Origin of the sequence: Acidovorax sp. LjRoot194, assembly GCF_964253015.1 — a bacterium.
Classification (GTDB): domain Bacteria; phylum Pseudomonadota; class Gammaproteobacteria; order Burkholderiales; family Burkholderiaceae_C; genus Acidovorax.
The window spans coordinates 2,396,690-2,419,469 of the sequence record NZ_CAXUQB020000001.1 but is presented as its reverse complement, the minus strand read 5'-3'; the positions used below and the strand labels follow the sequence as shown (position 1 = coordinate 2,419,469).

Here is a 22,780-nt window from a genome sequence, read left to right as displayed (position 1 = left end):
GTCATGGAATCGTCCTCTCGGGTTTTTTTGGATGGGTGGGTGTCAAGGGATCGGGGGCTAAGAGCGGCTGAAAAACTCAGCGAAGCGGTTCTGGCTAGGCGCTGCGTCGCAGGCAGTACGACTAGTACGACAAGACGCAGCAACAACGCCAGAAGAGTTTTTCATCCGCTCTAAACCAAGCGGTAGCGGCGCAGGCGCCAGAGCGCTACGCCCAGCAGCACCAGGGTGGGCAGCAGCAGCTGCAGCACGGCCCGCGCGGCCTGGGCCTGCACAGTGCCCGGCGCTTCGTCGCGCCATGCAAAGGCGGGGATGTGCGCGAAGTCCGCCTCGGTGATGGCCAGGCCGCCGTCGATGCGGGGAAAGAAGAAGTCCTTCCACGCCTGGTGGTAGGCCGTGATCTGCGCCATGAACCAGGCGTTGCGGCTGTGCCCCGTGCCCGCCAGCGCGGTGATGCCCTCGTACGCCACGGCCGCAGGCGACACGGCGCTCCAGCGCGCCACCAGCGCCTGTTGTTGCGCCTGCTGCGCATCGAAGCGGTCCAGCTCGGGCTGCAGCGTGTCGTCCACCTGGCGCTGGATGCGGTAGTTGGCCATGGCCCGCCCGCTCATGGCCAGGCGGCCGTCCTTGGGCACCAGCACGTCGGGCTTGTCCACATGCTCGTAGTCGGTGGCCAGCAGCGCGGCGTTCTGCGACATGGCCTGCGCGGTGACCACGCGGGTGCGGGTGGCCAGCTCAGCGCGCGAGGGCGCCGGGCTGGTGTGCGTGACCGCGATGTTCAGCAGCACCGGCACCACGAGCACCAGCACCACCCAGCCGATGATGAGCACCATCGCATTGGTGGCCGAAGACCGGCCGAAGGCATTGACCGCCACCACCGCGGTGAACCAGAAGAGCGCATACGCCCCCACCACCAGCGCCCACCACAGCGTGGCGCCGGGCAGGGCCAGGGCCTGCGGGCGCGCCACCAGCAGCACCGCCAGCGGCACCAGCACGGCGGCGCCCAGCAGCACCGCGGCGCGCACCGCGATCTTGCCGGCAATCAGCGTCGGCAAGGCCAGCGGCTGCGAGAGCAGCAGGCGCAAGGTGCCGTCTTCCTTCTCGCCGGACAGCAGGTTGTAGCTGAGCGCGAAGATCAGCAGCGGGAGCAGGTACACCACCACGAACGCCAGGTCGAAGTGCCCGCTGAGCAGGTGCCAGGGGTTCTCGATGTCGTTGTTGTGCAGGAAGTTGACCTTGCTCTGGTGCGTGACCTTGAACTGCGACGGGAACAGGTCGGTCTGCCCCAGGGCCACCGGCGCCAGCGCGGCGCTGGGCATGACGGCGTAGTGCGCGCCCAGGCCGCCGGCCATGTTGGCGGGGTTGGCCGGGTTGCCGAACGGCGTGGGGGTTTCGGTGCCCGCCATGATGCGCTGGAGTTGCGCCAGCTGGCCGGCGCGCGCCTGCCCATCGGCCGCCACCAGGGCCGCCTGCGCGCTGTCGCGCTGCGTGGTCTGCAGCACGCCGTTGAAGAGCGCATAGCCGATGAGCAGCAGGAACAGGCCACCCACCCACCAGAGGCTGCGCTCCTTGAGCAGCAGGCGCAGCTCCTGCCGGGCGACCATGCGAAATCGTTGGAACTGAAATGCTTGCACGGATGGTTTCCTTACAGCGCCCGCTGGCGCCCCACGGCAGCCCAGGCGAATGCGACGGCGAGCGCCAGGCTGGCGCACAGCACCGCCAGGCTCGTACCGCTGCGGGCCAGCGCCCAGCCCACGGAGGGCGCGTGGTATTCAAAAGCCGGCACGCGCGCCCACAGCGACGGGCTGGCCTGGTAGGCAAAGTGCTGGTGGCCCAGCGGGTCGGCGTGCTCCACCAGGTCCTGGCTCACGATGTCCTGGATGACGCGGCGGTGGCGCTCCGCAGCGGTGGTGAAGTCACGGTGGTGCACGAAGTCGGTGCCCGCCATGGCGGTGGAGAAGGTGCGTATGGCCAGCAGCGGCATCAGCAGGCCACCGGCCTCCTGCACCGCCTGCTGGTTCTCCCAGGTGTCCCACAGCCGCCCGAAGTGGCGGTCGTACACGGCGTAGCTGGACTGGTCGTCGAGCTTGAGCGCAATGCCCCATTTGTTCAGGGGCACATCGCGGCTCCAGCGCTCGGTGGTGCCGAAGGCCTGCATCCAGACCTTGTCGGAAGTCGCCTTGCGGTCGGCGTCCAGCGCCTGGTTGAACTCGAGCCGCGTCGGGCTGGGGAACACGGCGCGCGACAGCTCGGACATCACGCGCGGCGCCACCACGGTGTTGGCGATCCACAGCGCCAGCAGCACGGTGATGGCCACGCGCGAGGTGCGCGATGCGGCCGACACACCGAGCGTGACGAACACGAAGATCGCCAGGTACAGCGCATAGCCCAGTGCCAGGCCTGCAAAGCGCAGCAAGGCGTCGCCGCGTTCGCCACTGGCGACAGACAGGGCCACCACCGCCGCCGCGATCAACGCGGCCGGCAGCAGCAGCGCTGCCAGGCCCAGGCCCAAAGCCGCCGCCTTGCCCCACAGCAGGCGCAGCGGCGGCACGCCCAGGCTCAGCGTCTGGCGCAGGATGCCCTGTTCGCGCTCGCCCGCAAAGGCGTTGAAACCCAGCACCACCACCAGCAAGGGGCCCAGCACCTGCAGGATCCAGCCCACCGACAAATCGCCAAAGCGCTGCAGACCGGTGGCGTCCTGCGCGGGGCGAAACTTCACCTCGCTTTGCCGGTGCGCCTGCAGCCACACGGTGCTGCCGATGTAGGGGTTGATGCCGGGGTCGAGCAGCGCCAGCGCCGCGTCGGGCTTGAAGGCGTGCATGCCCTGGTGCGCCGCGTCGTGCGGGTGGCGTGCGCCCTGCTTGAGCCAGTCCTGGTAGTCGGAGTTCTGGGCCGCGGCCTGCTCTGCGCGTGCCTCTTTCTGGTGACCGTAGCCCACCGCCAGCGCGGTGAACAGCAGCAGCATGACCATGCCGCCGGCCCAGTACAGCCGCCCGTCGCGCAGGCGCTCGCGCAGGTCCTTGAAGGCAATCAGCCAGATCATTGGCCGCCCCGCATGTGCCGCAGGTACAGGGCCTGCAGGTCGGTGTCGCTGATCTGCTGGCTGTCCAGGCTCTCGACCAGGCGCCCCTGTTTCATGATGCCGATGCGCGTGGCCGTCTGCTTGGCGTGGAACAGGTCGTGCGTGGTGGCCAGGATGGCCACGCCCGCGTCGCTGGCACGCTGCAGCAGCGTGGTGAACTCGGCCGCGGCATGCGGATCGAGCCCCGATGTGGGCTCGTCCAGCAGCAGCGCCTTGGCGTCCTTGGCCAGCGCCACGGCGATCCAGATCTTCTGGCGCATGCCTTTGGAATACGCGGCCACCCGCTTGTCGGCCGCGCCGGCGTCGAGCCCCACCTGGGCCATCAGCTCCAGCAGGCGCGTGCGCGGCGGCGGCTCGCCCAGGGCCAGCGCCGCGAAATAGCGCAGGTTCTCCAGCCCGGTCAGCGTGCCGTACAGGTTCACCTGCTCGGGGATGTAGGCCAGGTACTGCTTGGTGGCCACAGGCTCGCGCGTCACGTCCACGCCGTGGATCAGCGCCTGCCCTCCGTCGGGGTCGATGAAGTTGAGGAACAGGTTGACGGTGGTCGTCTTGCCCGCGCCGTTGGCGCCCAGCAGGCAATAGATTTCGCCCGGGCGAATGCACAGGTCGAGCGGGTGCAGGGCGGTGTGGTCGCCGTAGCGTTTGGTCAGGCCGATGGCTTCGAGCACGGGGAGGTTCTCCAGTCAGGCGCGGGAAAGGGAGGCAGGCTGGTTTCTGCACCGAGGCACAGGGGCACAAGGGCAGCCAGCGATCGGCGCGCAAAAACCTGGCGATGCCAGATCAGTCTTTAATGATAATGCATTATTGATATCAAAAAGAACCCATCCGGTGGCCCGCACAAGAAACCACACGCCCGGCATCGCGGGCTGCAGGGAGTGCCGTCACCGATAATTCGCATTCCCCTGCCCCACGCCACCCTGTTTTCCCCGATGGAACGATCCACCAAGCAACGCACCGCCATCCACGCCGCCATCGCGGACGCGCACCGCCCGCTGACGCCGCAGGAGGTGCTGGACAGCGCGCGGGAGAGCGTGCAGGGCCTGGGCCTGGCGACGGTCTACCGCAACATCAAGGCGCTGGTGGAAGACGGGTCGGTGCAGGTGGTGAACCTGCCGGGCGAGAGCCCGCGGTACGAGTCGTCCGCGCACGACCACCACCATCACTTTCAATGCACGGTGTGCTCGCGGGTGTTCGACGTGCACGAGTGCCCCGGCGACCTGCGCAACCTGGCGCCCAAGGGCTTCACCGTGGAGCGGCACGAGCTGACGCTGTACGGGCGGTGTGCGGATTGCGCGCCGGTGCCTGCGCGGGCTCGCGCCAAGCGGTAGGCAGCGGGCGGTAGGCGTTTGGTGCGTATCGGGCTACTGACCAGAACGCAAAAAGGCGAGCCGTGGCTCGCCTTTTCTTCTGGCACCGCCGCAACGCGTGAGGCTGCGCTGCGACCTGAGGCTATCCCCGCGTGAGCCGGTGCGGCACGTAGCGGTCGGCCTGGATGTCGGGCGTCACGCCATGGGTGTAGACGTCGTCGGTGATGGGCAAGAACTGCGCGTCCCACGCGGCCCACTGCGTCTTCAGGCGCGCGAAGACCGCGGGCTCAAGATCGCGCAGGTTGGCGCGTTCGCGTTCGTCCTCGGCCACGTCGAACAAAAACTCGTTGTCATTGACCTTGAGGTACTTCCAGTTGCCGTCGCGCACCGCGCGCTGGGCCTGCGCCTTGTAGCGCCAGTACAGCGTGCGCGGGTGCACGGGCGCAGCGCCTTGCAGCACCGGCAGGATGTTCTCGCCATCGCTCGGGTAGTCCGCATGCGGCGACAACCCAGCAGCGGCCAGCAGCGTGGGCAGCCAGTCCATCGATGCGGTGACCTGGTGCTGCACCTGCGGCGCGATGCGTGCGGACCAGCGCAAGAGCGTGGGCACGCGCAGGCCGCCTTCGAGCAGCTCGGTCTTCTGGCCGGTGAAAGGCCAGGTCTTGGAAAAGCGCTCGCCGCCGTTGTCGCTGGTGAAGACGACGATGGTGTTGTCGGCCTCGCCCACATCATGGAGCGCCGCCAGCACCTGGCCCACCGCGGCATCGAGCGCTTCGACGATCTCGCCGTACTTGCGCAGGCTGCCGCCGTCGTAGTGGAACAGGCTCTTGATCTGGTGCGCCACGGCCTCGTCGCCCGGCCCTTCCCAGGGCCAGTGCGGCGCGGTGAAGTGCAGCGACAGGAAGAACGGCTTGCGTTCTTCGGCACCCTTCCCTGCGCGGGCGTTGATGTACGCCGTGGCCTCGTCGGCCAGCACCTGGGTGTAGTAGCCGGCGCGTTCCACAGGCACCTCGTTCTCCCACAGGTCGCGCGCCACGTCGTCGCCCACGCCCGGCTTGTGCGTGAAGTAGTCGATGGCGCCGTGCAGGTTGCCGAAGAAGCGGTCGTAGCCGCTCTGCAACGGCCCGTACTGCGGCGGCAAGCCCAGGTGCCACTTGCCGATGAGCGCGGTGGCGTACCCCGCGGCTTTCAGCAGCGACGGCAGCGTGGGGTGCTCCGGCGGCAGGCCCAGGCCGGTGTCGCGCAAGGCGATGGGCTCTTCCAGCCCCGCGCGCAGCCGGTACTGGTAGCGGCCGGTGATGAGCGCGATGCGCGTGGCCGAGCACACGGCCGAATTGGCGTAGGCCTGCGTGAAGCGCACACCCTGCCCGGCCAGGCGGTCCAGGTGGGGCGTGGCGAAGTCCGTGGCGCCGTAGACGCCCAGGTCCGCCCAGCCCAGGTCGTCGGCCAGGATGAAAACGATGTTGGGAGCCTGGGCCACGGTCAATCCGCCCAGAACCCGGACGACTCGATCACCGGCCGCCATTTGGCGATCTCGGCCACGCGCAGTTGCTCCAGGGCTTGCGGCGTGCGCGGGTCCGGGTCGAGCGCGATCTCGTCGAGCCGTGCCTTGACCACCGGGTCTGCCAGCGCCTTGTTGAGCGCACGGTTGAAAGCGGTGACGGTGGCTGCCGGCGTGCCGCTGCGGGCCCACAGGCTGTACCAGCCGCTGCCAACGGCCTTGGGGTAGCCGGACTCGGCGAAGGTGGGCACATCGGGCAGTTCGCGCGTGCGCTTTTCCGAGAAGGTGCCCAGGATGCGGATCTTGCCCTGCTTGTGCAGCGGCAGCAGCTCGGTGGTGGTCTGGATGGCCGAGCTGATCTGCCCGCCCGCCAGGTCCGACAGCATGGGCCCGCCGCCCTTGTAGGCGATGTGCACGATGTCGATCTGCGCCGCGCCGCCCAGCAGCAGTCCGAAGAAATGCGGCAGGCTGCCGGCTGCGGGGCTGCCGAAGTTGGCGCGGTCGGGGTGGGCCTTGAGCCAGGCCACGAACTCGGCCACGTTGCGCGCCGGGTGGTTGGCCGGCACGGCCAGCGCAAACTGGAAGTGCGCGAGCAGACCCACCGGCGTGAAATCCTTGGCCGGGTCGTAACCCGGCTTCTTGTAGACGATCTGCGAAAGCACCGGCGTGATCAGCGGGGCGATCAGAAAAGTGGTGCCATCCGCAGGCGCCGACAGCAGTGCCTGCGCCGCGATCTGGCCGCCGGCACCGGGCCGGTTGTCCACGATGATGTTGTGCTTGCCGCCCAGGTGCGCGGGGATGCGCTCGGCCAGCACGCGGGCCAGCAGGTCGATGCCGCCGCCCGCGCCAAAGCCGACCAGGATGCGCGAAGACTCGGGCACCGCCGTCGCCTGGGCCCATACCGCCGGGGCACCGCCCACACCACAGGCCAGCGCGCACACGCTGGCCGCAGCGCGGCCCAGCAGCGTGCGCCGCTGGCGCGAAAACTCTGTCGACGATGGCGAAGTCCGTGTCGCGGTCATGGCTGCTTCCGGATCAGAGCTTGGCGATGGAGACTTCGGTGGACTTGACGAGGGCCACCACATCGGAGCCCACGACCAGGGCCAGGTCGTCCACCGAGCGGGTGGTGATGACCGACGTGACGATGCCCCAGGGGGTTTCGACATCGACTTCGGAGACGACGTCGCCGCGAATGATCTCGCGCACTTTGCCCTTGAACTGGTTGCGGACGTTGATGGCTTGGATGGACATGAAAAGGCTCCTGGAAGATAGGAAAAAAATGGGCGGATGCTGGGGCGGAGGCCCGTGTCGACAACGATCTGTCGCACCGGGCAACCTGCCGTGCATCCACAAAACTAAACAACCAGAAGCAATGTAAATTAAGTTTCTTATACGAATAAATGGTCATTACTCATAAGCTTTGACTTAGATGTATGGGGCATGAGTTGCAGCCACCACGGCATAAGCGCGGGCCGTGGAAGTGCCCCGGCATCCAGGCCGCACCACCCGATGGCCGCTGCCAAACGCAGCCGCCCCGCCAGACCTTGCAATCTGGCGGGACGAATGGAAGCGGCCGGTTCAGCCGGGGAAGTCGCTGGTGTCTCAGGCGGGCTGCGGCAGGTAGCTCGGCCGCGTGGCCGTCATCGACAGCTTGACGTGCTGCGTGAGCTCATCGGCCAGCACTTCGTCCGCACCGGCAGCCAAGCCATCCAGCGCGCGCTGCACGATCTGCTCCGGGCTCGACTTGGGGACGTCGAAGCCGCGCGTCAGGTCGGTATCGACATAGGCCATGTGCAGGCCCAGCACCTGCGTCTTTTGCGCCGCCAGTTCGTGGCGCAGCGCGTTGGTCAGCGACCAGGCGGCGGACTTGCTGGCCGAATACGCCGCCAGCTCGCCGCCATTGACCCACGATGCCACCGACAGCACGTTGAGCAGCGCCCCACCGCCGTTGGCCGCGAGGATGGGTGCAAAGGCCTTGCTCACGCGCAGCACGGCAAAGAAGTTGGTGTCGAAGATGCGGCGGGCCACCTCTTCGCTGTCGGCGTCCATGAAGCCGCCGGGCTGGGCGATGCCGGCGTTGTTGATGACCAGCGTCACATCGGGCGCGGCGGCGGCCGCAGCGGCCACGTCGGCGGGGTTGTTGACGTCCAGGCGCAGGGCCTGCACCCCAGGCTGGGACGCGACGGTGGCGGGGTCGCGCGCACCGGCGTAGACCTTGCGTGCGCCGCGGGCGAGCAACTCGCGGGCAAATGCCAGGCCGATGCCGCGGTTGGCACCGGTGATGAGGACGACAGCGTTTTCGATCTTCATGAAAATCTCCAGAGGGACAGGTGGAACGGATGGGACGTTGGGTGGGGACTGACGGCGTGAGAAAAAGGATGTGCAGCGGCCTGCTGGCTCACACCACCTGGATGACGACCTTGCCCTTGGCACGGCCCGATTCCACATAGGCCAGGGCGTCGTTGGTGGCGCTGAACGGAAAGACTTTGTCGACCACCGGGCGGATGGCGCCCGCTTCGACAAGGCGCGTGATCTCCTGCAGCTGCGCGCCGTGCGCCCGCATGAAGAGGAACGAGTAGCCCACGCCCAGTGCCTTGGCGCGGCGCCGGGTGCCCGCGCTCAGCAGGCGCATCACCAGCCGCACAAAGCCGGGGGCGCGAATGGCCTGGCCGAATGCCGGGTCGGGCGGCCCGGAGATCGAGACCACCTGGCCGCCGGGCTTGAGCACGCGCAGCGACTTCGCCAGCGCCTTGCCATCCTGGCTGTGCAGCACCACGTCGTAGTCGCGCAGCACCTCTTCGAAGTCCTGCGTCTTGTAGTCGATGACGACATCGGCGCCCAGGCTGTGGACCAGCGCCGCATTGCCCGCGCTGGCCGTGGTGGCGACGGTGGCGCCCAGGTGCTTGGCCAGCTGGATGGCAAAGGTGCCCACCCCGCCGGACCCGGCCTGGATGAAGACCTTCTGGCCTTTTTTCAGTTGGGCTTTTTCCACCAGCGCCTGCCAGGCCGTGAGCCCCACCAGCGGGATCGATGCGGCCTCTTCCATCGTCAGGCCGCGGGGCTTGCGGGCCACCGACGATGCCTTGACGGCGATGAGTTCTGCAAAGGTGCCGATGCGGAAATCGTCTGCCCGGGCGTAGACCTCGTCGCCCGGCTGGAACTGCTGCACGCGCGTCCCCACCCGCACCACCACGCCCGCCACGTCGTGCCCTAGCACCAGCGGCATGGCGTACTGCAGGATGAGCTTGAACTCGCCGCTGCGGATCTTGGCGTCGAGCAGGTTCACGCCGGCGGCATGCACCGCCACCAGCACCTCGTCGTCGCGCAGGTCCGGCGCGGGGACATCGGCGTGCCGCAGTGGGCCCTGCTTGGCGTAGCGGTCGAGGACAAAGGCTTTCATGGGGCTTCCTGAGTAAAAGGCACAACACTAGGCGGTGCAGATCGCAAGCAAATTCGCATGATGATCATCATATGTAAAGGCAAAAAAAAGCGCGCCACTGGGGAAGTCAGCCGGGCGCGCCGGGCGGCGTGGCAGGTGCAGCGTCTGCAGCGTGCGTCGAGTTCGTCAGCTGTATCAGGTGCTTGAGCGCGGCCTCGCGCAGGCAGTCCGACAGCGCGGGCTCGTCCACCGCGCGGGACAGCACCAGCGCACCCACCATCGTGGCCATGGTGACGAGCGCCTGTTCGTGGGCTGCGGGCTGGCCCCACTGCGGCGACTGGCGCCCGATGAGATCGACCATTTCCTTGATATGCCGGGTGGCCACGCGGCGCACCTCGGGTGCCTGGCGCGATGTCTCCGAGCCCAGGGCCGCCAGGGGGCAGCCCATCTCGACACTCTCGACATGTTGGCGCGACAAGTAGGCCGAGAGCATGGCGGCCAGCGCGCGGGGCGACGGCTCGCCGGCCGCGGCACCGGCCGCCAGCGCTGCGGATTCGGTGCATGCCTTGGCAGCGGCCTCGGCCAGCATGGCCTCGCGGGAGTCGAAGTGCGCATAGAAGGCGCCGTGCGTCAGGCCCGCCTCTTTCATGATGTCCGCCACGCCCGTGCCGTGGTAGCCCTCGCGCCGGATCGCGCGCGAGGCCACCGACACGATGCGCTCGTGCGTGGCCTCCTTGGCGGCGGCTCTGGCGTTGGGTGTGGATTTTCGCATGACATCCATCATAAGATATAACGTTGAGTGCCGCAACCTTGAGATGTCGAACGCTCACGGTACTGGCTAGGCCAGTCGGACAGTCGGTAAGCCCGTGGAATTCAGCGCATCCATGCGCCTAAGCACCCTTTCATCGCGCTAGCGGGTACGAAAAGGATCAGGCCCTGCGAGAGGGCCTGGGGAGCGAGCCGCACTGTGGGCAGCGCCGCCGGGTCAATATGCAAACGCTATATTTTTTATAGCTGCCAGCGCTCTACCAGCAAGCGGTAGAGGCATATTTTTATCAAAATCCATCACAGCTTGGCGATGGATACCTCGGTCGACTTCACCAGCGCCACCACGTCGGAGCCCACGACCAGGGCCAGCTCGTCCACCGAGCGCGTGGTGATGACCGACGTGACGATGCCCCAGGGGGTTTCGACATCGACCTCGGAGACGACATCGCCGCGCACGATCTCGCGGACTTTGCCTTTGAACTGGTTGCGGACGTTGATGGCTTGGATGGACATGGGGTTCTCCTTGATGGGGCCGTAGGGCGAAGAAAGGAATGACAGAAGACAGGAAGAAAGCAGCGAAAGGCAGCAGGCCCTAGAAACGGCTAGACCGCCCAGCGCAGACCATGCGCAGGCACGCCGGGCCACGGCGCTTCGTGCGCCGGCTCGCCGTCGGGCTTTTGCAGCACGCGGTCCAGGATGCGTTTTTCGATGGCGGCAAAGGCAGCGTCGCCGTGCGACCGGGGGCGCGGCAGGTCGATGCGCTGGTCCAGCGCGATCTGGCCGTCCTCGATCAGGATCACACGGTCGGCCAGGGCCACGGCCTCCTGCACATCGTGGGTCACCAGCAGCGCGGTGAAGCCGCTGCTGCGCCACAGGCCTTCGATGAGGCGGTGCATCTCGATGCGGGTCAGCGCATCGAGCGCGCCCAGAGGCTCGTCCAGCAGCAGCAGGCGCGGGTTGTGCACCAGGGCACGGGCCAGGGCTACGCGCTGGCGCTGGCCGCCGGACAGGCGCGCGGGCCACTCGGTCAGGCGGTCCCCCAGGCCCACGCGGGCCAGCACGTCGGCGGCGGCGCCGCGCCGCGCAGGCGGCAGGCCCAGGGCCACGTTGTCGGCCACGCGCTTCCAGGGCAAGAGGCGCGAGTCCTGGAACATGATGCGGGTGTCGTCGCTGAGCCCGGCCACGTCCTTGCCATCGAGGCGGATCGCGCCGCCCGAGACGGATTCGAGCCCCGCCACCAGCCGCAGCAGCGTGCTCTTGCCGCAGCCGCTGCGGCCCACGATGGCCACGAACTGGCCGGGCTCGATCACGAGTTCGGTCTTCTTGAGCACGTCGCGCGCGCCATAGCGCTTGTCCACGCCGCGCACTTCCAGGCGCACGCCTTGCGCGGCGGGGGTGTTGGTCGTCTGGGTCATGGTGTCAGGCTCCGGTCTTGAACAGCGGCACGTCCAGCGCGTTCACGCGCTTGGGCAGCAGCTTTTCGGCAAAGAAGGCATCGGCGATGCGTTGTTGTTCGGTCAGTGCAGCGGGCACCACCGCCCGCACCTCGTAGCTGCGGCGGCTGTTGGCCAGCTCGATCACGCCCGCATCCAGCCCCCACACGGGCGCCAGCAGCGCGGCCGCGTCCTTGGGGCTTTGCTTGACCCACACGCCGGCCTTTTGCAGCTCGTTGAAGAACACGCGCAGCACGTCGGGCCGCGCCTGGGCAAACGGGGTGCCGGCCAGGTAGTAGCGCTGGTAGGAGGCCAGGTCGCGCCCGTCGGCCAGCACGCGCACGGCGGACTGCTTTTGCACGGCGGCAAGGAACGGGTCCCACACCACCCAGGCGTCGATGGCGCCGCGCTCGAAGGCGGCGCGGCCATCCGCGGGGGTCAGGTACGCAGGCTCGATGTCCTTGAACGACAGGCCGGACTTTTCCAGCGCAGCGATCAGCAAGAAATGCACGCCGGCGGCCTTGGCAAAACCGATCTTCTTGCCCTTGAGCTCGGCCACGGTCTTGATGGGCGAGTCGGCGCGCACCACGATGGCCTGGGCCGACGGCGAAGGCGATTCCTGCGCCACGAAGGTCAGGTTGGCGCCCGCTGCCTGGGCGAACACCGGCACGGTGTCGGCCACGTCGGCACTCACATCGATGTTGCCCAGGTTCAGCGCTTCGAGCAGCGGCAGGCCGCTGGTGAACTCGTGCCACGTCACCTTGACGTTGAGCGGCGCGAGCAACTGCTCCAGCGTGCCGCGCGTGCGCAGGATGGTGGTGAGCGTCGATGACTTTTGAAGTCCGATGCGCAAGGTTTCAGGCTTGCCCTGCGCGGCGGCCAAACCGCTCGACAACGCGGCGATGGCACCCAGCACGGTGCGCCGGTGAAGGTTGAAAGAGGTGGTCATGGTGGTCCGCAATTCTTGGAATGGAGGGTCGGGCTGCAGTGCGCCTTACGGCGTCTGGTAGCCCGGATGCCAACGCAGCCAGTAGCGCTCCAGGCCCTTGGCGAACAGGTCGGCCAGCTTGCCCAGCAGTGCGTACAGCAGGATGCCGACCAGCACGATGTCGGTCTGCAAAAACTCGCGGGCGTTCATCGTGAGGTAGCCGATGCCCGCCTGCGCCGAGATGGTCTCGGCCACGATCAGGATCACCCACATCAGGCCCAGCGAGAAGCGCAGGCCCACCAGAATGCTGGAGAGCGCGCCGGGCAGGATGATCTGTTTGTACAGCTGCCAACGGCCGAGGCCATAGGTGCGCCCCATCTCGATCAGACCCGGGTCCACGTTGCGGATGCCGTGGAAGGTGTTGAGGTAGATCGGGAAGAACACCGACACGCTGATGAGGAACAGCTTGGCCGATTCGTCGATGCCGAACCACAGGATCACCAGCGGAATCAGCGCCAGCGCCGGGATGTTGCGCACCATCTGGATAGTGGAGTCGAGCAGGGTCTCGAACAAGCGCACCGAGCCGGTGAGCAGGCCCAGCAGCAGGCCCAGCCCGCCGCCGATGGCCAGGCCTGCCAGCGCGCGGCCCGCGCTCACCTTGACGTGGGTCCACAGCTCGCCCGACACGGTGAGCGTCCACGCGGCCTTGATGACTTCGAGCGGCGCCGGCAGCACGCGGGTGGAGAGCCAGCCCTGCGACGAGGCGATCTGCCACAGCACGATGAGCCCCACGGGCACGGCCCAGGGCAGCAGGCGCTGCAGCAGGCCGGACAGGAAGCGGGACAGCGCTGCAGGCAGCACGGGCTTGTCGATCGGCAGATCGACGGAATCGGCCACAGGCGATACCTGCAGCTCGCGGACGGTCTGGGTTGGGGTCATGGGGTGATTTCCTGTTCGTGATCGGGCTCTAGAAACTCCAGCTGGTTACCGGCCGGGTCCTTGACGTAAAAGCGCAGATAGCCGGGCAGCGCGCGGTTCTCCACCAGCGGAAGGTCGGCCTGCAGCAGGCGGTGGCGCAGGGCCGGCAGGTCCTGCACTTCGAATGCCAGGTGCGACACCGCGGGCGCGGGCTGCCAGTGCTCGGTGGGCACCAGGTCGATGCGCTGGGTGCCCGCGGCAAAGCGCAGCGTGTTGCCCGCCTGCAGGCGCACCTCGGGCAGGCCCAGCAGGCTGGCGTAAAAGCGCCGGATGGGCGCCTCGGCACCGGCCGGAAAGGCCAGCTGCACGTGGTTGATGGACTGGATGCTCATGGCGTGGCTCCTCGTCGGTGCGTTCAGCTTTGCGAAGCGCGTGGCACGAAGTCGTTGGCCACGGTTTCGCCGAAAGGACCCAGCGGGTTGCCGCCGGTGAGCTTCTCGCGCACGGCCAGCGGCAGCAGCGGGAACACCAGCTCGGCAAAGCGGTAGGCTTCTTCGAGATGGGGGTAACCCGACAGCACGAAGTGGTCGAGCCCCAAGTCTGCGTATTCCGTGATGCGCGCGGCCACCGTCTCAGGGTCGCCCACCAGGGCGGTGCCCGCGCCACCGCGCACCAGGCCCACGCCCGCCCACAGGTTGGGGCTGATCTCCAGATCTGCGCGGCTGCGCTTCACGCCCCCGGCATGCAGCGCGGCCATGCGGCGCTGGCCTTCGGAGTCCATGCGCGCAAAGACCGACTGGGCGCGTGCCACGGTTTCGTCGTCCACATGGCTGATGAGCTCTTCGGCTGCGGCCCAGGCCTGCGCCTCGGTCTCGCGCACGATGACGTGCAGGCGGATGCCGAACTTCACGGTGCGGCCGTGCTTGGCGGCCCGGGCGCGCACGTCGGCCACCTTCTTGGCGACCTCGGCCGGGGGCTCGCCCCAGGTGAGGTAGGTCTCGACCTGCTCGGCCGCCAGGTCGTGCGCAGCGTCGGACGAGCCGCCGAAGTACACCGGCGGGTGCGGCTCCTGCAGCGGCGGGAACAGCAGCTTGGCGCCCTTGACCGACAGGTGCTTGCCTTCGTAGTCGAAGCTTTCGCCCCGGTGGCTGCGCGTGAGGATCTCGCGCCAGATGCGGATGAACTCGGCCGACTGCTCGTAGCGCGTGGCGTGGTCCAGGAACACGCCGTCGCCTTCCAGCTCGGCCCGGTCGCCACCCGTCACCAGATTGACCAGCAGGCGCCCGCCGGAGAGCCGGTCAAACGTGGCGGCCATGCGGGCGGCCAACGCGGGCTGGTGCAGGCCGGGGCGCACGGCGACCAGGAACTTGAGCTTTTTGGTGACCGCCAGCAGGCTCGACGCGATCACCCACGGGTCTTCGCACGAACGGCCGGTGGGGATGAGCACGCCTTCGTAGCCCAGGCTGTCGGCGGCCACTGCCACCTGCTGCAGGTATTCGAGGCTGAGCTGGCGTGCGCCCTTGGCCGTGCCAAGGTAACGGCTGTCGCCGTGGGTAGGGATGAACCAGAAGATCTTCATATCGTCGCGTGCCTTGAACGTGTGCCGTGAGGGGATCAGTAAGAGAAGGCCAGGCCGTAGCCCGCCAGCGAAAAGCCGAAACGCAATGGACAAGCCCGCATGCCGCCCGCCGCCACATCGGCCTGCACACGCCTGCGCGTACGGACCGGCCTGCGCGCCGGTGCCTTCAGGCGCCAGGCGTTGGCCGTGGTGCGCAGCACGCGGCGCGCTGCGTCGTGGACAGGGTTAGCGGAAGCGGTGGGCATGTCAGGGCTCCTTGGTTTCAATTGCGGCGGACTGTGTGACGCATGGCGTTGAAAACTGGCGCGGCCCAGGCCAGTGCACCCGTGGAACTGGCTCTGCCAGGCCACCGGGTGCGTCCCCCTCCCGCGCAGCGAGAGAGGGGGAAGGCGCGAAGCGACTCAGGGGGTGCACCCTCTACCACGGCGAGCGCGCCACATCGCGCACCTGGATGCGCTTGGGGATCAGCTTCAGGTTGAAGAAGGTGTCGGCAATCTTTTGCTGCTCGGCCAGGATCTCGGGGGTGACCGGGCCGGTGCCGTACTCGGCGCGCGACGTGGACAAATCGAGCACGGCCTTGGGGATGCCGAACAGCGGGGCCAGTTCGGCCGCCAGCAGGTCGCGGTTGACCTTGGCCCAGATGTCGATCTTGTTGATCTCTTCGATCGCGATGCGCAGCACATCGGTGTTCTTGTCCGCATACTGCAGCGACGAGAAGTAATACGCGCGGTTGCCCACCACGCCCGTGGCGTCGGCCAGAAGGCGGGCGTCCAGCGTCTTTTCGGCCGCGGCGGCGAACGGGTCCCAGATCACCCAGGCGTCCACAGAGCCTTTTTCAAAAGCGGCGCGCGCATCCGCGGGCGGCAGAAAGGCCACATTCACATCGCTGTACTTCAGGCCGTGCTTCTCCAAAAGTTTGACCAGGAAGTAATGCACGTTGCTACCCTTGTTGAGCGCAATCTTCTTGCCCTTGAGGTCGGCCACGGTCTTGATCGGCGAGCCCTTGGGCAGCAGCACGCTCTCCGCCTTGGGGCGTGGCACGGTGGCCGCCACATAGGCCAGCGGAGCACCTGCAGCCTGCGCAAAGATCGGAGGGGCTTCGCCCACGTCGCCGAAGTCGATGGAGCCGACGTTCAGTGCTTCAAGCTGCACAGGGCCGGCGGTGAACTCGGTCCATTTGATGGAGACACCCAGCGGGGTCAGGCGCTTCTCTAGCGTGCCGCGGCCCTTGAGGAGGCTCAAAAACCCCTTCTGGTGGCCGATGCGGAACTCACGCGCCGGGGTTGTTTGCGCCAGTGCGCCAAAGGCCGGCAGCGCGACAGCGCTGGCCGCACCCTGGACGAGGCGGCGGCGGGACAGGGAGATCGAAGTCGTCATGGTGTTCTTCTGAAAATGGATGCGTGTTCAATGGGCCGGAGCATCAGGGCTGCGCGCCGAGCACCACGGCATCGCTCACCTTGATGGCCTTGGGGATCAGCTTCAGCTCGAAGAACGTGTCGGCGATCTTTTGCTGGTCGGCCGCCACCGCAGGCGTGATGGGCTTGACGTTGAATTCGTAGCGCTGCAGCGCCAGCTCGACCACGTCCACCGGCAGGCCTTGCAGCGGCGCGATCAGCTCTGCGGCCTGGCGCAGGTTCTTCTTGAGCCAGATGCCTTGCGCCACCGAGTCTTCGAACAGCGCTGCGATGACCTTGGGGTTCTTGGTGACGAAGTCGCGCGCGCCCAGGTAGTACTGGTAGTTGTTGACCACGCCGCCCGTGCCGTCGGCCAGCACGCGGGCGCCGGTGGCTCTTTCCGCCGCGGCCTGGAACGGGTCCCAGATCACCCAGGCGTCCACGTTCTTGCTTTCGAACGCTGCGCGGCCGTCGGCCGGGGCCAGGTACACGGGCGTGATGTCGGTGAACTTGAGGCCGTTCTTCTCCAGCTGCTTGACCAGCAGGTAGTGCACGTTGCTGCCCTTGTTGAGCGCGACCTTCTTGCCCTTGAGGTCGGCCACCGACTTGATGGGCGATTCCTTGGTCACCAGAATGGCCTCGGCGCGCGGCGCGGCGGGGTCGTGCCCGAAGTAGACGAACTTGGCGCCTGCGGCCTGGCCGAAGATGGGCGGTGCCTCGCCCACATAGCCGACGTCCACGGCGCCCACGTTCAGGCCTTCAAGCAGTTGGGGCCCCGCCGGAAACTCCACCCACTTCACGCCGAAGCCCAGGGGCGCAAGCTTCTTCTCCAACGTGCCCGTGGCCTTTTGCAGCACGAAGAGGCTGGCGGCCTTCTGGTAGCCGATGCGCAACTCCCCCTTGGTCTGGGCCTGCACCGGCTGTGCCAGCAGGAAGGCAGCGATCAACACGAAGGCCGTGAAGACCACAAAGCCTATGAACATGTTGCGCAGGGCGGCCAAGCCGCCGGCGGGCGGGGCATGTTGCGCGCGGTCTGAACTGGCTGCGCCGTCGCGTGTCAGTGTGCTCATGGTGAATGTCCTTTGAATCATGGAAAAAGGTGGCGTCTGAACCCGGGCAGTGCTCCGCCCTGCCCACCGCTCAGGGCAGCGGGCCTGTCAAAAAAAGGGGAACCGGAAAATGCGGGAGCCCGGCTGTGCTGCGACACCCCACGGTGGGGGCGCGCACGGCGGGCGGTGCCCGTCAGACGCTACATCGCACCTGGGAGAAGTGCACCGGCGCAAACCGCGTGGCCTGGGCGGGCGAGGGGCGCAGGGTTTCCGTGACCAGCACGTTGACGGCCTCGTCCAGCCGCGTGGCGATGTCTTCGTTCACGTGGTAGGCGCCTTCGGGCGTCAGCGTGACCTGGGCATCGGTGGCGTAGATGCCCGGCAGGATGCTCTTGGCACCCAGCGACTGCAGCACGGGGCGCAGCGCATAGTCCAGCGCCAGCATGTGGTGCGGACTGCCGCCGGTGGCCAGGGGCAGCACGATCTTGCCCTTGAGCGCCGTCTGCGGCAGCAGGTCCAGAAAGACCTTGAGCACGCCGCTGTACGCGGCCTTGTAGACCGGCGTGGCCACCACCAGCACGCTGGCCTGGGCCACTTGGTCCACGGCACCCACGACAGTGGGATGGCCGAAGTCAGCCAGCAGCAGGGCCTGGGGCGACAGGTCGCGGATGTGGATACGGTCCACCAGCGCACCGCGCACCGTCAGGCGCTGGGCGACAGCGTCCAGCAGAGCGGCGGAGCGGGAACGCTCGGAGGGGCTGCCGGCGATGAGAAGAGCGGACATGAGAGAGGATTCCAGAGGGCGTGGTCAGACCAGCGCCACCGTGGATCCGGCTTCGCCGGGCCACGGGTGGCGCCCCTTGAGGGGAGGCGGCCGCAGGGCCGCTTCGGGGTGAAATTACTTCTTGGTGTAGATCTGGTCGAAGCTGGCGTTGTCGGCAAAGTGCTCCTTGGCCGCCTTGTCCCAGCCACCGAACGCGTCGTTGATGGTGAACAGGTTCAGCTTGGGGAACTGCTTGGCGTACTTGGCCTTGGCCTTGTCGGACACAGCGGGGCGGTAGAAGTGCTTGCCGGCGATGTCCTGGCCTTCTTCGGTGTACAGGTACTGCAGGTAGGCTTCGGCCACGGCGCGTGTGCCCTTCTTGTCCACGTTCTTGTCTACCACCGTCACGGCGGGCTCGGCCAGGATGGAGATCGAGGGCGCGATCACGTCGAACTTGGTGCCGAATTCCTTTTCCAGCAGGTAGGCCTCGTTCTCCCAGGCGATCAGCACGTCGCCCTGGTTGCGCTGGGCAAACGTGATGGTGGAGCCGCGCGCGCCGGTGTCCAGCACGGGCACGTTGCCGTACAGCTTGGCCACGAAGTCCTTGGCCTTGGCGTCGCCGCCGTACTTGCGCTTGGCGAATTCCCAGGCGGCCAGGTAGTTCCAGCGGGCGCCGCCCGAGGTCTTGGGGTTGGGCGTGATCACGCTGATGCCGGGCTTGACGAGGTCATCCCAGTCCTTGATGCCCTTGGGGTTGCCCTGGCGCACCACCAGCACGATGGTGGAGGTGTAGGGCGAGCTGTTGTGCGGCAGGCGCTTTTGCCAGTCTTTGGGGATCCAGCCGCCGTTGGTGTGCAGCGCGTCGGTGTCGCCGGCCAGCGCCAGGGTGGCCACGTCGGCGTCCAGCCCGTCGATGATGGAGCGCGCCTGCTTACCCGAGCCGCCGTGGCTTTGCTTGACGGTCACGTCCTGGCCGGTCTTGGCTTTCCAGTGCTTGGCGAACGCCTGGTTGAAGTCGACATACAGCTCGCGGGTGGGGTCGTACGACACATTGAGCAGCGTCACGGACTGCGCAAACGACGGCAATGCCGTCAGGGCCAAGCTGCCCACCAGGGCGGCGGCGAAGGGAAACTTGATAAAGTCGCGGCGAAAGTTCATTGGGAGGCCTCTTTTTTGGAATGCTGAACGGTGCAAATCACCGATGAAGCGCATTCTGAAAGCCCCTCTACAAAACTGGAACTACTGAGATTTCAGTTCTTTATATCCAAATCATCTGAGCCGCACCACCTCCAGGACGCGGCTCACCCCACATTCATACACAAGGAAACCCCATGGCACGCACCGTCCAATGCATCAAGCTCAACAAGGAAGCCGAGGGCCTCGACTTTCCGCCCTACCCCGGCGAGCTGGGCAAGCGCATCTGGGAAAGCGTGAGCAAGGAAGCGTGGGCCGGCTGGCTCAAGCACCAGACCATGCTGGTCAATGAAAACCGCCTGAACCTGGCCGACGCCCGCGCCCGCCAGTACTTGGCGCGGCAGATGGAGAATCACTTCTTTGGCGGTGGCGCAGATGCTGCGGCCGGCTACGTGCCCCCCAGCGAGTAAGCAGCGAACCGCGCACCCTTTCGCACCCGTCGCAACACCCAGTCAGCACACACGTCCAAGCCTCATGTCCGAACCAGTGGACTGGCTGCCGGACGGCACCCCCTACAGCCCCCGCTTCGGCGACCGCTACCACAGTGAAAAAGGCGGCCTGGACCAGGCCCGCCACGTTTTCCTGCACGGCTGCGGCCTGCCCGCGGCGTGGGCGGGGCAGCCGCAATGGCGCATTCTGGAAACCGGGTTCGGCTTCGGGCTGAACTTCCTGGTGACCTGGGCTGCCTGGCGGGCCGACCCCGCACGCCCCACCCTGCTGCACTTCGTGTCGACCGAGGCCTGGCCCGTGAGCGCGGCCGACCTGCTGCGCGCCACCACGGCCCACCCCGACCTGGCGCCGCTGGCCGAGGAACTGCACCGCCAGTGGTGGGGCCTGCTGCCGGGCGTGCACCGTCTGCGCTTTGACGAGGGCCGTGTGCTGCTCACCCTGTTTGTGGGCGACACGCAGGCCATGCTGCGCGCGCAGAGCGTGACAGTGGACTCGGTCTATCTGGACGGCTTCAGCCCGCAGCGCAACCCGGAGATCTGGGACCCGCACACCCTCAAAGCCGTGGCGCGCTGCTGCCGGCGGGGCACGCGGCTGGCCACCTGGACCATTGCGCGCGCCGTGCGCGATGCGCTGGCGCAGTGCGGCTTCGACGTGACGCGCGTACCGGGAGTGCCGCCCAAGCGCGACAACCTGCACGCGGTGTACGACCCGCGTTGGGAGCCCCGCACATCCAACAAGGACTGGTACCAGGGCGCAGGGCTCGCCCCGCAGCCGCCCGGCCGGTGCATCGTGATCGGCGGTGGCATGGCCGGCGCGGCTACCGCCGCCAGCCTGGCGCGCCGTGGCTGGCAGGTGCAGGTGCTCGACCAGGCCGACGCCCCCGCGGCGGGCGCGTCGGGCCTGCCTGCGGGCGTGTTCGCATCTCACGTGTCGCCCGACGACAGCGTGTTGTCGCGGCTGTCGCGCAGCGGCGTGCGCACCACCTTGCAGCAGGCTGGCTGGCTGCTGAGGGAGGGCGTGGACTGGTCGCCCTGCGGCGTGCTGGAGCACCGCACCGATGGCACGCCGGGCCTGGCGGCCGACTGGGCCGAGGGGTCTGGTGCCGACTGGAGCGAGGTTGCCAGTGCCGAAACCCTGCAGGCTGCGGGCCTGCCTGCGTCCACCACCGCGTGCTGGCACCACCAGGGCGGCTGGGTGCGGCCGCCCCGCCTGGTGGCGGCGCTGATGGCGCAGCCGGGCATCGCTTGGCGGGGGCAGTGCAAGGTGGCGCAATTACGGCGTGTGGAACATGCTCCTGCGGACGGACCAGCCCCAGAGCAAGAAGACTCTGCCACCGACACAGCGGCCCAGACTGCCTCCCCTGGCGCTACCGGCCACTGGCAGGCTCTGGACGAACACGGCAAGGTGCTGGCCGAAGCGCCTGTCGTCATCGTGGCGGCAGGGTCCGGCAGTCCGCACCTGCTGCCGACACATTGGCCCCTGCAGCGTGTGCGCGGCCAGGTGTCGTGGGCTTCGGCGGCAGACGGCGCAGATGCGCCTACTGTGCCCTTCCCGGTCAATGGCCACGGCAACATGGTCCCCCGGTTTCCCCACAGCGATGACAAAGCTGACGGCACCAGCGGGGCGGGCGCGAGCAATCCCCGCCCCACCGCCTGGGTGATGGGCTCCACCTTCGAGCGCGGTGTGAGCACCCTGCCGCCGTCGCCCGCCGACCAGCAGGCCGCGCATGCCACCAACTGGGCCAAGCTGCAGACGCTGTTGCCTGCGGTGGCGCAGCAGCTACAGCCTGCCTTCGGCACCGTGCTGCCCTCCGACGAGCGCCCCGCAGCAACCGCCAGCCCGACGCGACCTGCCGGTGCGATCCAGTCCTGGGCCGGTGTGCGCTGCACCGCCGGCGACCGCCTGCCGATCGTCGGCCCGGTCGACCACGCCGCCCTGCCCGGCGTCTGGGTCTGCACCGCCATGGGCGCCCGCGGCCTCACGCTGGCGCTGCTGTGCGCAGAGCTGCTGGCCGCCAGGCTGCAGGGCGAACCCTTGCCGCTAGACGCCAAACTGGCCAAAGCCTTGGGCAGCGAGCGGCTGTGATGGGGCGACGGCCACCCTGCCGAGTCAGCACAGCGACCCCGCTACATCCCGCACCAATCCTTGCTTATACGAAAAACGACATACTGGAAGTCAAAAACAATAGTTTGTTTTCATAAGCGAGGCCTCTACATTCGCTGCCATGCATGAATTGGCGTTTGTTTTTGCGGGGTTTGCGGTGGGGCTGATCGTCGGCCTGACCGGCGTGGGCGGTGGCTCGCTGATGACGCCTGTGCTGATCTTTTTCTTCGGCGTGAAGCCGCACCTGGCCATCGGTACCGACCTGCTGTTCGCCGCCTTCACCAAGATGGGCGGCACGGTGAGCATGGCGCGCCAGCGCCTGGTGCCCTGGCGCGTGGTGGGCCAGCTGTGCGCGGGCAGCATCCCGGCTGCGCTGGTGTCGCTGTGGGCGCTGCAGATTCTGGGCCCCGCCAGCGGCACGGCGCAGCGCATCATGACGACCACACTAGGCTTTGCGCTGCTGCTGACGGCTGCGGCCACGCTGTACAAGGTGGTGGCTTTCTCGCGCGAACGGCAGGCGGCCGACCACGCCAAGCGCGTGGCCGGTGCCGAGCACGCCACCCGCCCCCGCCACTGGTCCCTGCCCGTGCTGCTGGGCGCCGTGATCGGCACCATGGTCACCTTTACCTCGGTGGGCGCTGGCGCCATCGGCGTCACGGTGCTGCTGCTGGTCTACCCGCTGCTGCCCCTGCCCCGGGTGATCGGCGCCGACATCGCCTACGCGGTGCCGCTGACGCTGGTGGCGGGCCTGGGCCATGCCACGCTGGGCTCGGTGGACTGGCCTTTGCTTGCACAATTGCTGGCTGGCTCGTTGCCGGGCATCTGGCTGGGCTCGCGCCTGGTCACCCGCACGCCTGAACGCCTGATTCGCTCCGCGCTGTCCGTGCTGCTGGCCTGGGCGGGCGCCAAATTAATAATGATCTGATGGGTCCACG

At 67.7% G+C, this 22,780-nt stretch carries 24 protein-coding genes; 4 read left to right on the top strand and 20 right to left on the bottom strand.

Annotation, left to right across the window (positions count from 1 at the left end):
* Positions 1-170 precede the first annotated feature (170 nt).
* The 3 genes from ACSQ3N_RS10890 to ACSQ3N_RS10880 are packed head-to-tail and all read right to left on the bottom strand — an operon-like array spanning position 171 to position 3,747.
* A complete protein-coding gene (locus tag ACSQ3N_RS10890; protein ID WP_436146235.1) occupies positions 171-1,631 on the bottom strand; it encodes an ABC transporter permease subunit in 1,461 nt (486 codons plus the stop codon).
* Positions 1,632-1,642: 11 nt separating this feature from the next.
* Positions 1,643-3,040 (bottom strand): ABC transporter permease subunit, encoded by a 1,398-nt coding sequence (locus ACSQ3N_RS10885; protein ID WP_436146234.1) that lies wholly within the window; start codon positions 3,038-3,040, stop codon positions 1,643-1,645.
* On the bottom strand, positions 3,037-3,747 hold the full coding sequence (locus ACSQ3N_RS10880; RefSeq protein ID WP_056168206.1) for an ABC transporter ATP-binding protein: 711 nt from the start codon (positions 3,745-3,747) through the stop codon (positions 3,037-3,039). Before ACSQ3N_RS10880 ends, ACSQ3N_RS10885 begins: the two co-directional genes overlap by 4 nt.
* A 261-nt stretch (positions 3,748-4,008) precedes the next feature.
* Between ACSQ3N_RS10880 and ACSQ3N_RS10875 the strand changes: the two genes are divergently transcribed.
* Positions 4,009-4,407, top strand: a complete 399-nt coding sequence (locus ACSQ3N_RS10875; RefSeq protein ID WP_056421279.1) for a Fur family transcriptional regulator — start codon at positions 4,009-4,011, stop codon at positions 4,405-4,407.
* A 121-nt stretch (positions 4,408-4,528) separates the two neighbouring features.
* Here the strand turns inward: ACSQ3N_RS10875 and ACSQ3N_RS10870 are convergent, their stop codons facing one another.
* The 17 genes from ACSQ3N_RS10870 to ACSQ3N_RS10790 all read right to left on the bottom strand — a co-directional run bounded on the left by ACSQ3N_RS10870 (position 4,529) and on the right by ACSQ3N_RS10790 (position 19,256).
* Positions 4,529-5,911: a sulfatase family protein gene (locus ACSQ3N_RS10870; RefSeq protein ID WP_436146233.1), complete on the bottom strand. Its 1,383-nt coding sequence runs from the start codon at positions 5,909-5,911 to the stop codon at positions 4,529-4,531.
* Entirely contained in the window at positions 5,869-6,909 is a 1,041-nt protein-coding gene (locus ACSQ3N_RS10865; RefSeq protein WP_436146232.1) for a Bug family tripartite tricarboxylate transporter substrate binding protein, read from the bottom strand. Before ACSQ3N_RS10865 ends, ACSQ3N_RS10870 begins: the two co-directional genes overlap by 43 nt.
* A gap of 13 nt (positions 6,910-6,922) precedes the next feature.
* Complete coding sequence (locus ACSQ3N_RS10860) at positions 6,923-7,138, bottom strand: TOBE domain-containing protein (protein ID WP_056168199.1); 216 nt, start codon at positions 7,136-7,138, stop codon at positions 6,923-6,925.
* A gap of 351 nt (positions 7,139-7,489) precedes the next feature.
* A complete protein-coding gene (locus ACSQ3N_RS10855) occupies positions 7,490-8,197 on the bottom strand; it encodes an SDR family oxidoreductase (RefSeq protein ID WP_436146231.1) in 708 nt (235 codons plus the stop codon).
* Between the two features lie 88 nt (positions 8,198-8,285).
* Positions 8,286-9,287: an NADP-dependent oxidoreductase gene (locus ACSQ3N_RS10850; RefSeq protein WP_436146230.1), complete on the bottom strand. Its 1,002-nt coding sequence runs from the start codon at positions 9,285-9,287 to the stop codon at positions 8,286-8,288.
* Between the two features lie 106 nt (positions 9,288-9,393).
* Positions 9,394-10,050, bottom strand: a complete 657-nt coding sequence (locus ACSQ3N_RS10845; RefSeq protein ID WP_436146229.1) for a TetR/AcrR family transcriptional regulator — start codon at positions 10,048-10,050, stop codon at positions 9,394-9,396.
* Between the two features lie 281 nt (positions 10,051-10,331).
* Positions 10,332-10,547, bottom strand: coding sequence for a TOBE domain-containing protein (locus tag ACSQ3N_RS10840; protein ID WP_007857120.1), 216 nt, complete (start codon positions 10,545-10,547; stop codon positions 10,332-10,334).
* Between the two features lie 89 nt (positions 10,548-10,636).
* Positions 10,637-11,449 (bottom strand): ATP-binding cassette domain-containing protein, encoded by an 813-nt coding sequence (locus ACSQ3N_RS10835; RefSeq protein ID WP_436146228.1) that lies wholly within the window; start codon positions 11,447-11,449, stop codon positions 10,637-10,639.
* 4 nt (positions 11,450-11,453) lie between these two features.
* On the bottom strand, positions 11,454-12,416 hold the full coding sequence (locus ACSQ3N_RS10830; RefSeq protein ID WP_436146227.1) for an aliphatic sulfonate ABC transporter substrate-binding protein: 963 nt from the start codon (positions 12,414-12,416) through the stop codon (positions 11,454-11,456).
* A 45-nt stretch (positions 12,417-12,461) separates the two neighbouring features.
* Complete coding sequence (gene ssuC, locus ACSQ3N_RS10825) at positions 12,462-13,334, bottom strand: aliphatic sulfonate ABC transporter permease SsuC (RefSeq protein ID WP_436146226.1); 873 nt, start codon at positions 13,332-13,334, stop codon at positions 12,462-12,464.
* Complete coding sequence (locus tag ACSQ3N_RS10820) at positions 13,331-13,705, bottom strand: VOC family protein (RefSeq protein ID WP_056168179.1); 375 nt, start codon at positions 13,703-13,705, stop codon at positions 13,331-13,333. The genes ssuC and ACSQ3N_RS10820 overlap by 4 nt, the downstream gene beginning before the upstream one ends.
* A 23-nt stretch (positions 13,706-13,728) precedes the next feature.
* Positions 13,729-14,892 (bottom strand): FMNH2-dependent alkanesulfonate monooxygenase, encoded by a 1,164-nt coding sequence (gene ssuD / locus ACSQ3N_RS10815; RefSeq protein WP_436146225.1) that lies wholly within the window; start codon positions 14,890-14,892, stop codon positions 13,729-13,731.
* A 35-nt stretch (positions 14,893-14,927) separates the two neighbouring features.
* A complete protein-coding gene (locus ACSQ3N_RS10810; RefSeq protein WP_056168174.1) occupies positions 14,928-15,137 on the bottom strand; it encodes a hypothetical protein in 210 nt (69 codons plus the stop codon).
* A 172-nt stretch (positions 15,138-15,309) separates the two neighbouring features.
* Complete coding sequence (locus tag ACSQ3N_RS10805; protein WP_436146224.1) at positions 15,310-16,269, bottom strand: sulfonate ABC transporter substrate-binding protein; 960 nt, start codon at positions 16,267-16,269, stop codon at positions 15,310-15,312.
* 43 nt (positions 16,270-16,312) lie between these two features.
* The gene (locus ACSQ3N_RS10800; RefSeq protein WP_082516979.1) at positions 16,313-17,269 is read right to left on the bottom strand and encodes a sulfonate ABC transporter substrate-binding protein; all 957 of its coding nucleotides are present in this window, start codon (positions 17,267-17,269) and stop codon (positions 16,313-16,315) included.
* A 259-nt stretch (positions 17,270-17,528) separates the two neighbouring features.
* On the bottom strand, positions 17,529-18,119 hold the full coding sequence (gene ssuE, locus ACSQ3N_RS10795; RefSeq protein ID WP_436146223.1) for an NADPH-dependent FMN reductase: 591 nt from the start codon (positions 18,117-18,119) through the stop codon (positions 17,529-17,531).
* A 114-nt stretch (positions 18,120-18,233) separates the two neighbouring features.
* Complete coding sequence (locus ACSQ3N_RS10790) at positions 18,234-19,256, bottom strand: sulfate ABC transporter substrate-binding protein (RefSeq protein ID WP_056168167.1); 1,023 nt, start codon at positions 19,254-19,256, stop codon at positions 18,234-18,236.
* A 173-nt stretch (positions 19,257-19,429) separates the two neighbouring features.
* Here ACSQ3N_RS10790 and ACSQ3N_RS10785 point away from each other — a divergent pair, with 173 nt between their 5' ends.
* The 3 genes from ACSQ3N_RS10785 to ACSQ3N_RS10775 all read left to right on the top strand — a co-directional run bounded on the left by ACSQ3N_RS10785 (position 19,430) and on the right by ACSQ3N_RS10775 (position 22,770).
* Positions 19,430-19,702: an oxidative damage protection protein gene (locus ACSQ3N_RS10785; RefSeq protein ID WP_056421269.1), complete on the top strand. Its 273-nt coding sequence runs from the start codon at positions 19,430-19,432 to the stop codon at positions 19,700-19,702.
* Between the two features lie 64 nt (positions 19,703-19,766).
* Positions 19,767-21,827, top strand: a complete 2,061-nt coding sequence (gene mnmC, locus ACSQ3N_RS10780) for an FAD-dependent 5-carboxymethylaminomethyl-2-thiouridine(34) oxidoreductase MnmC (protein WP_436146222.1) — start codon at positions 19,767-19,769, stop codon at positions 21,825-21,827.
* A gap of 139 nt (positions 21,828-21,966) precedes the next feature.
* Complete coding sequence (locus ACSQ3N_RS10775) at positions 21,967-22,770, top strand: sulfite exporter TauE/SafE family protein (RefSeq protein WP_436146221.1); 804 nt, start codon at positions 21,967-21,969, stop codon at positions 22,768-22,770.
* Positions 22,771-22,780: the final 10 nt, after the last annotated feature.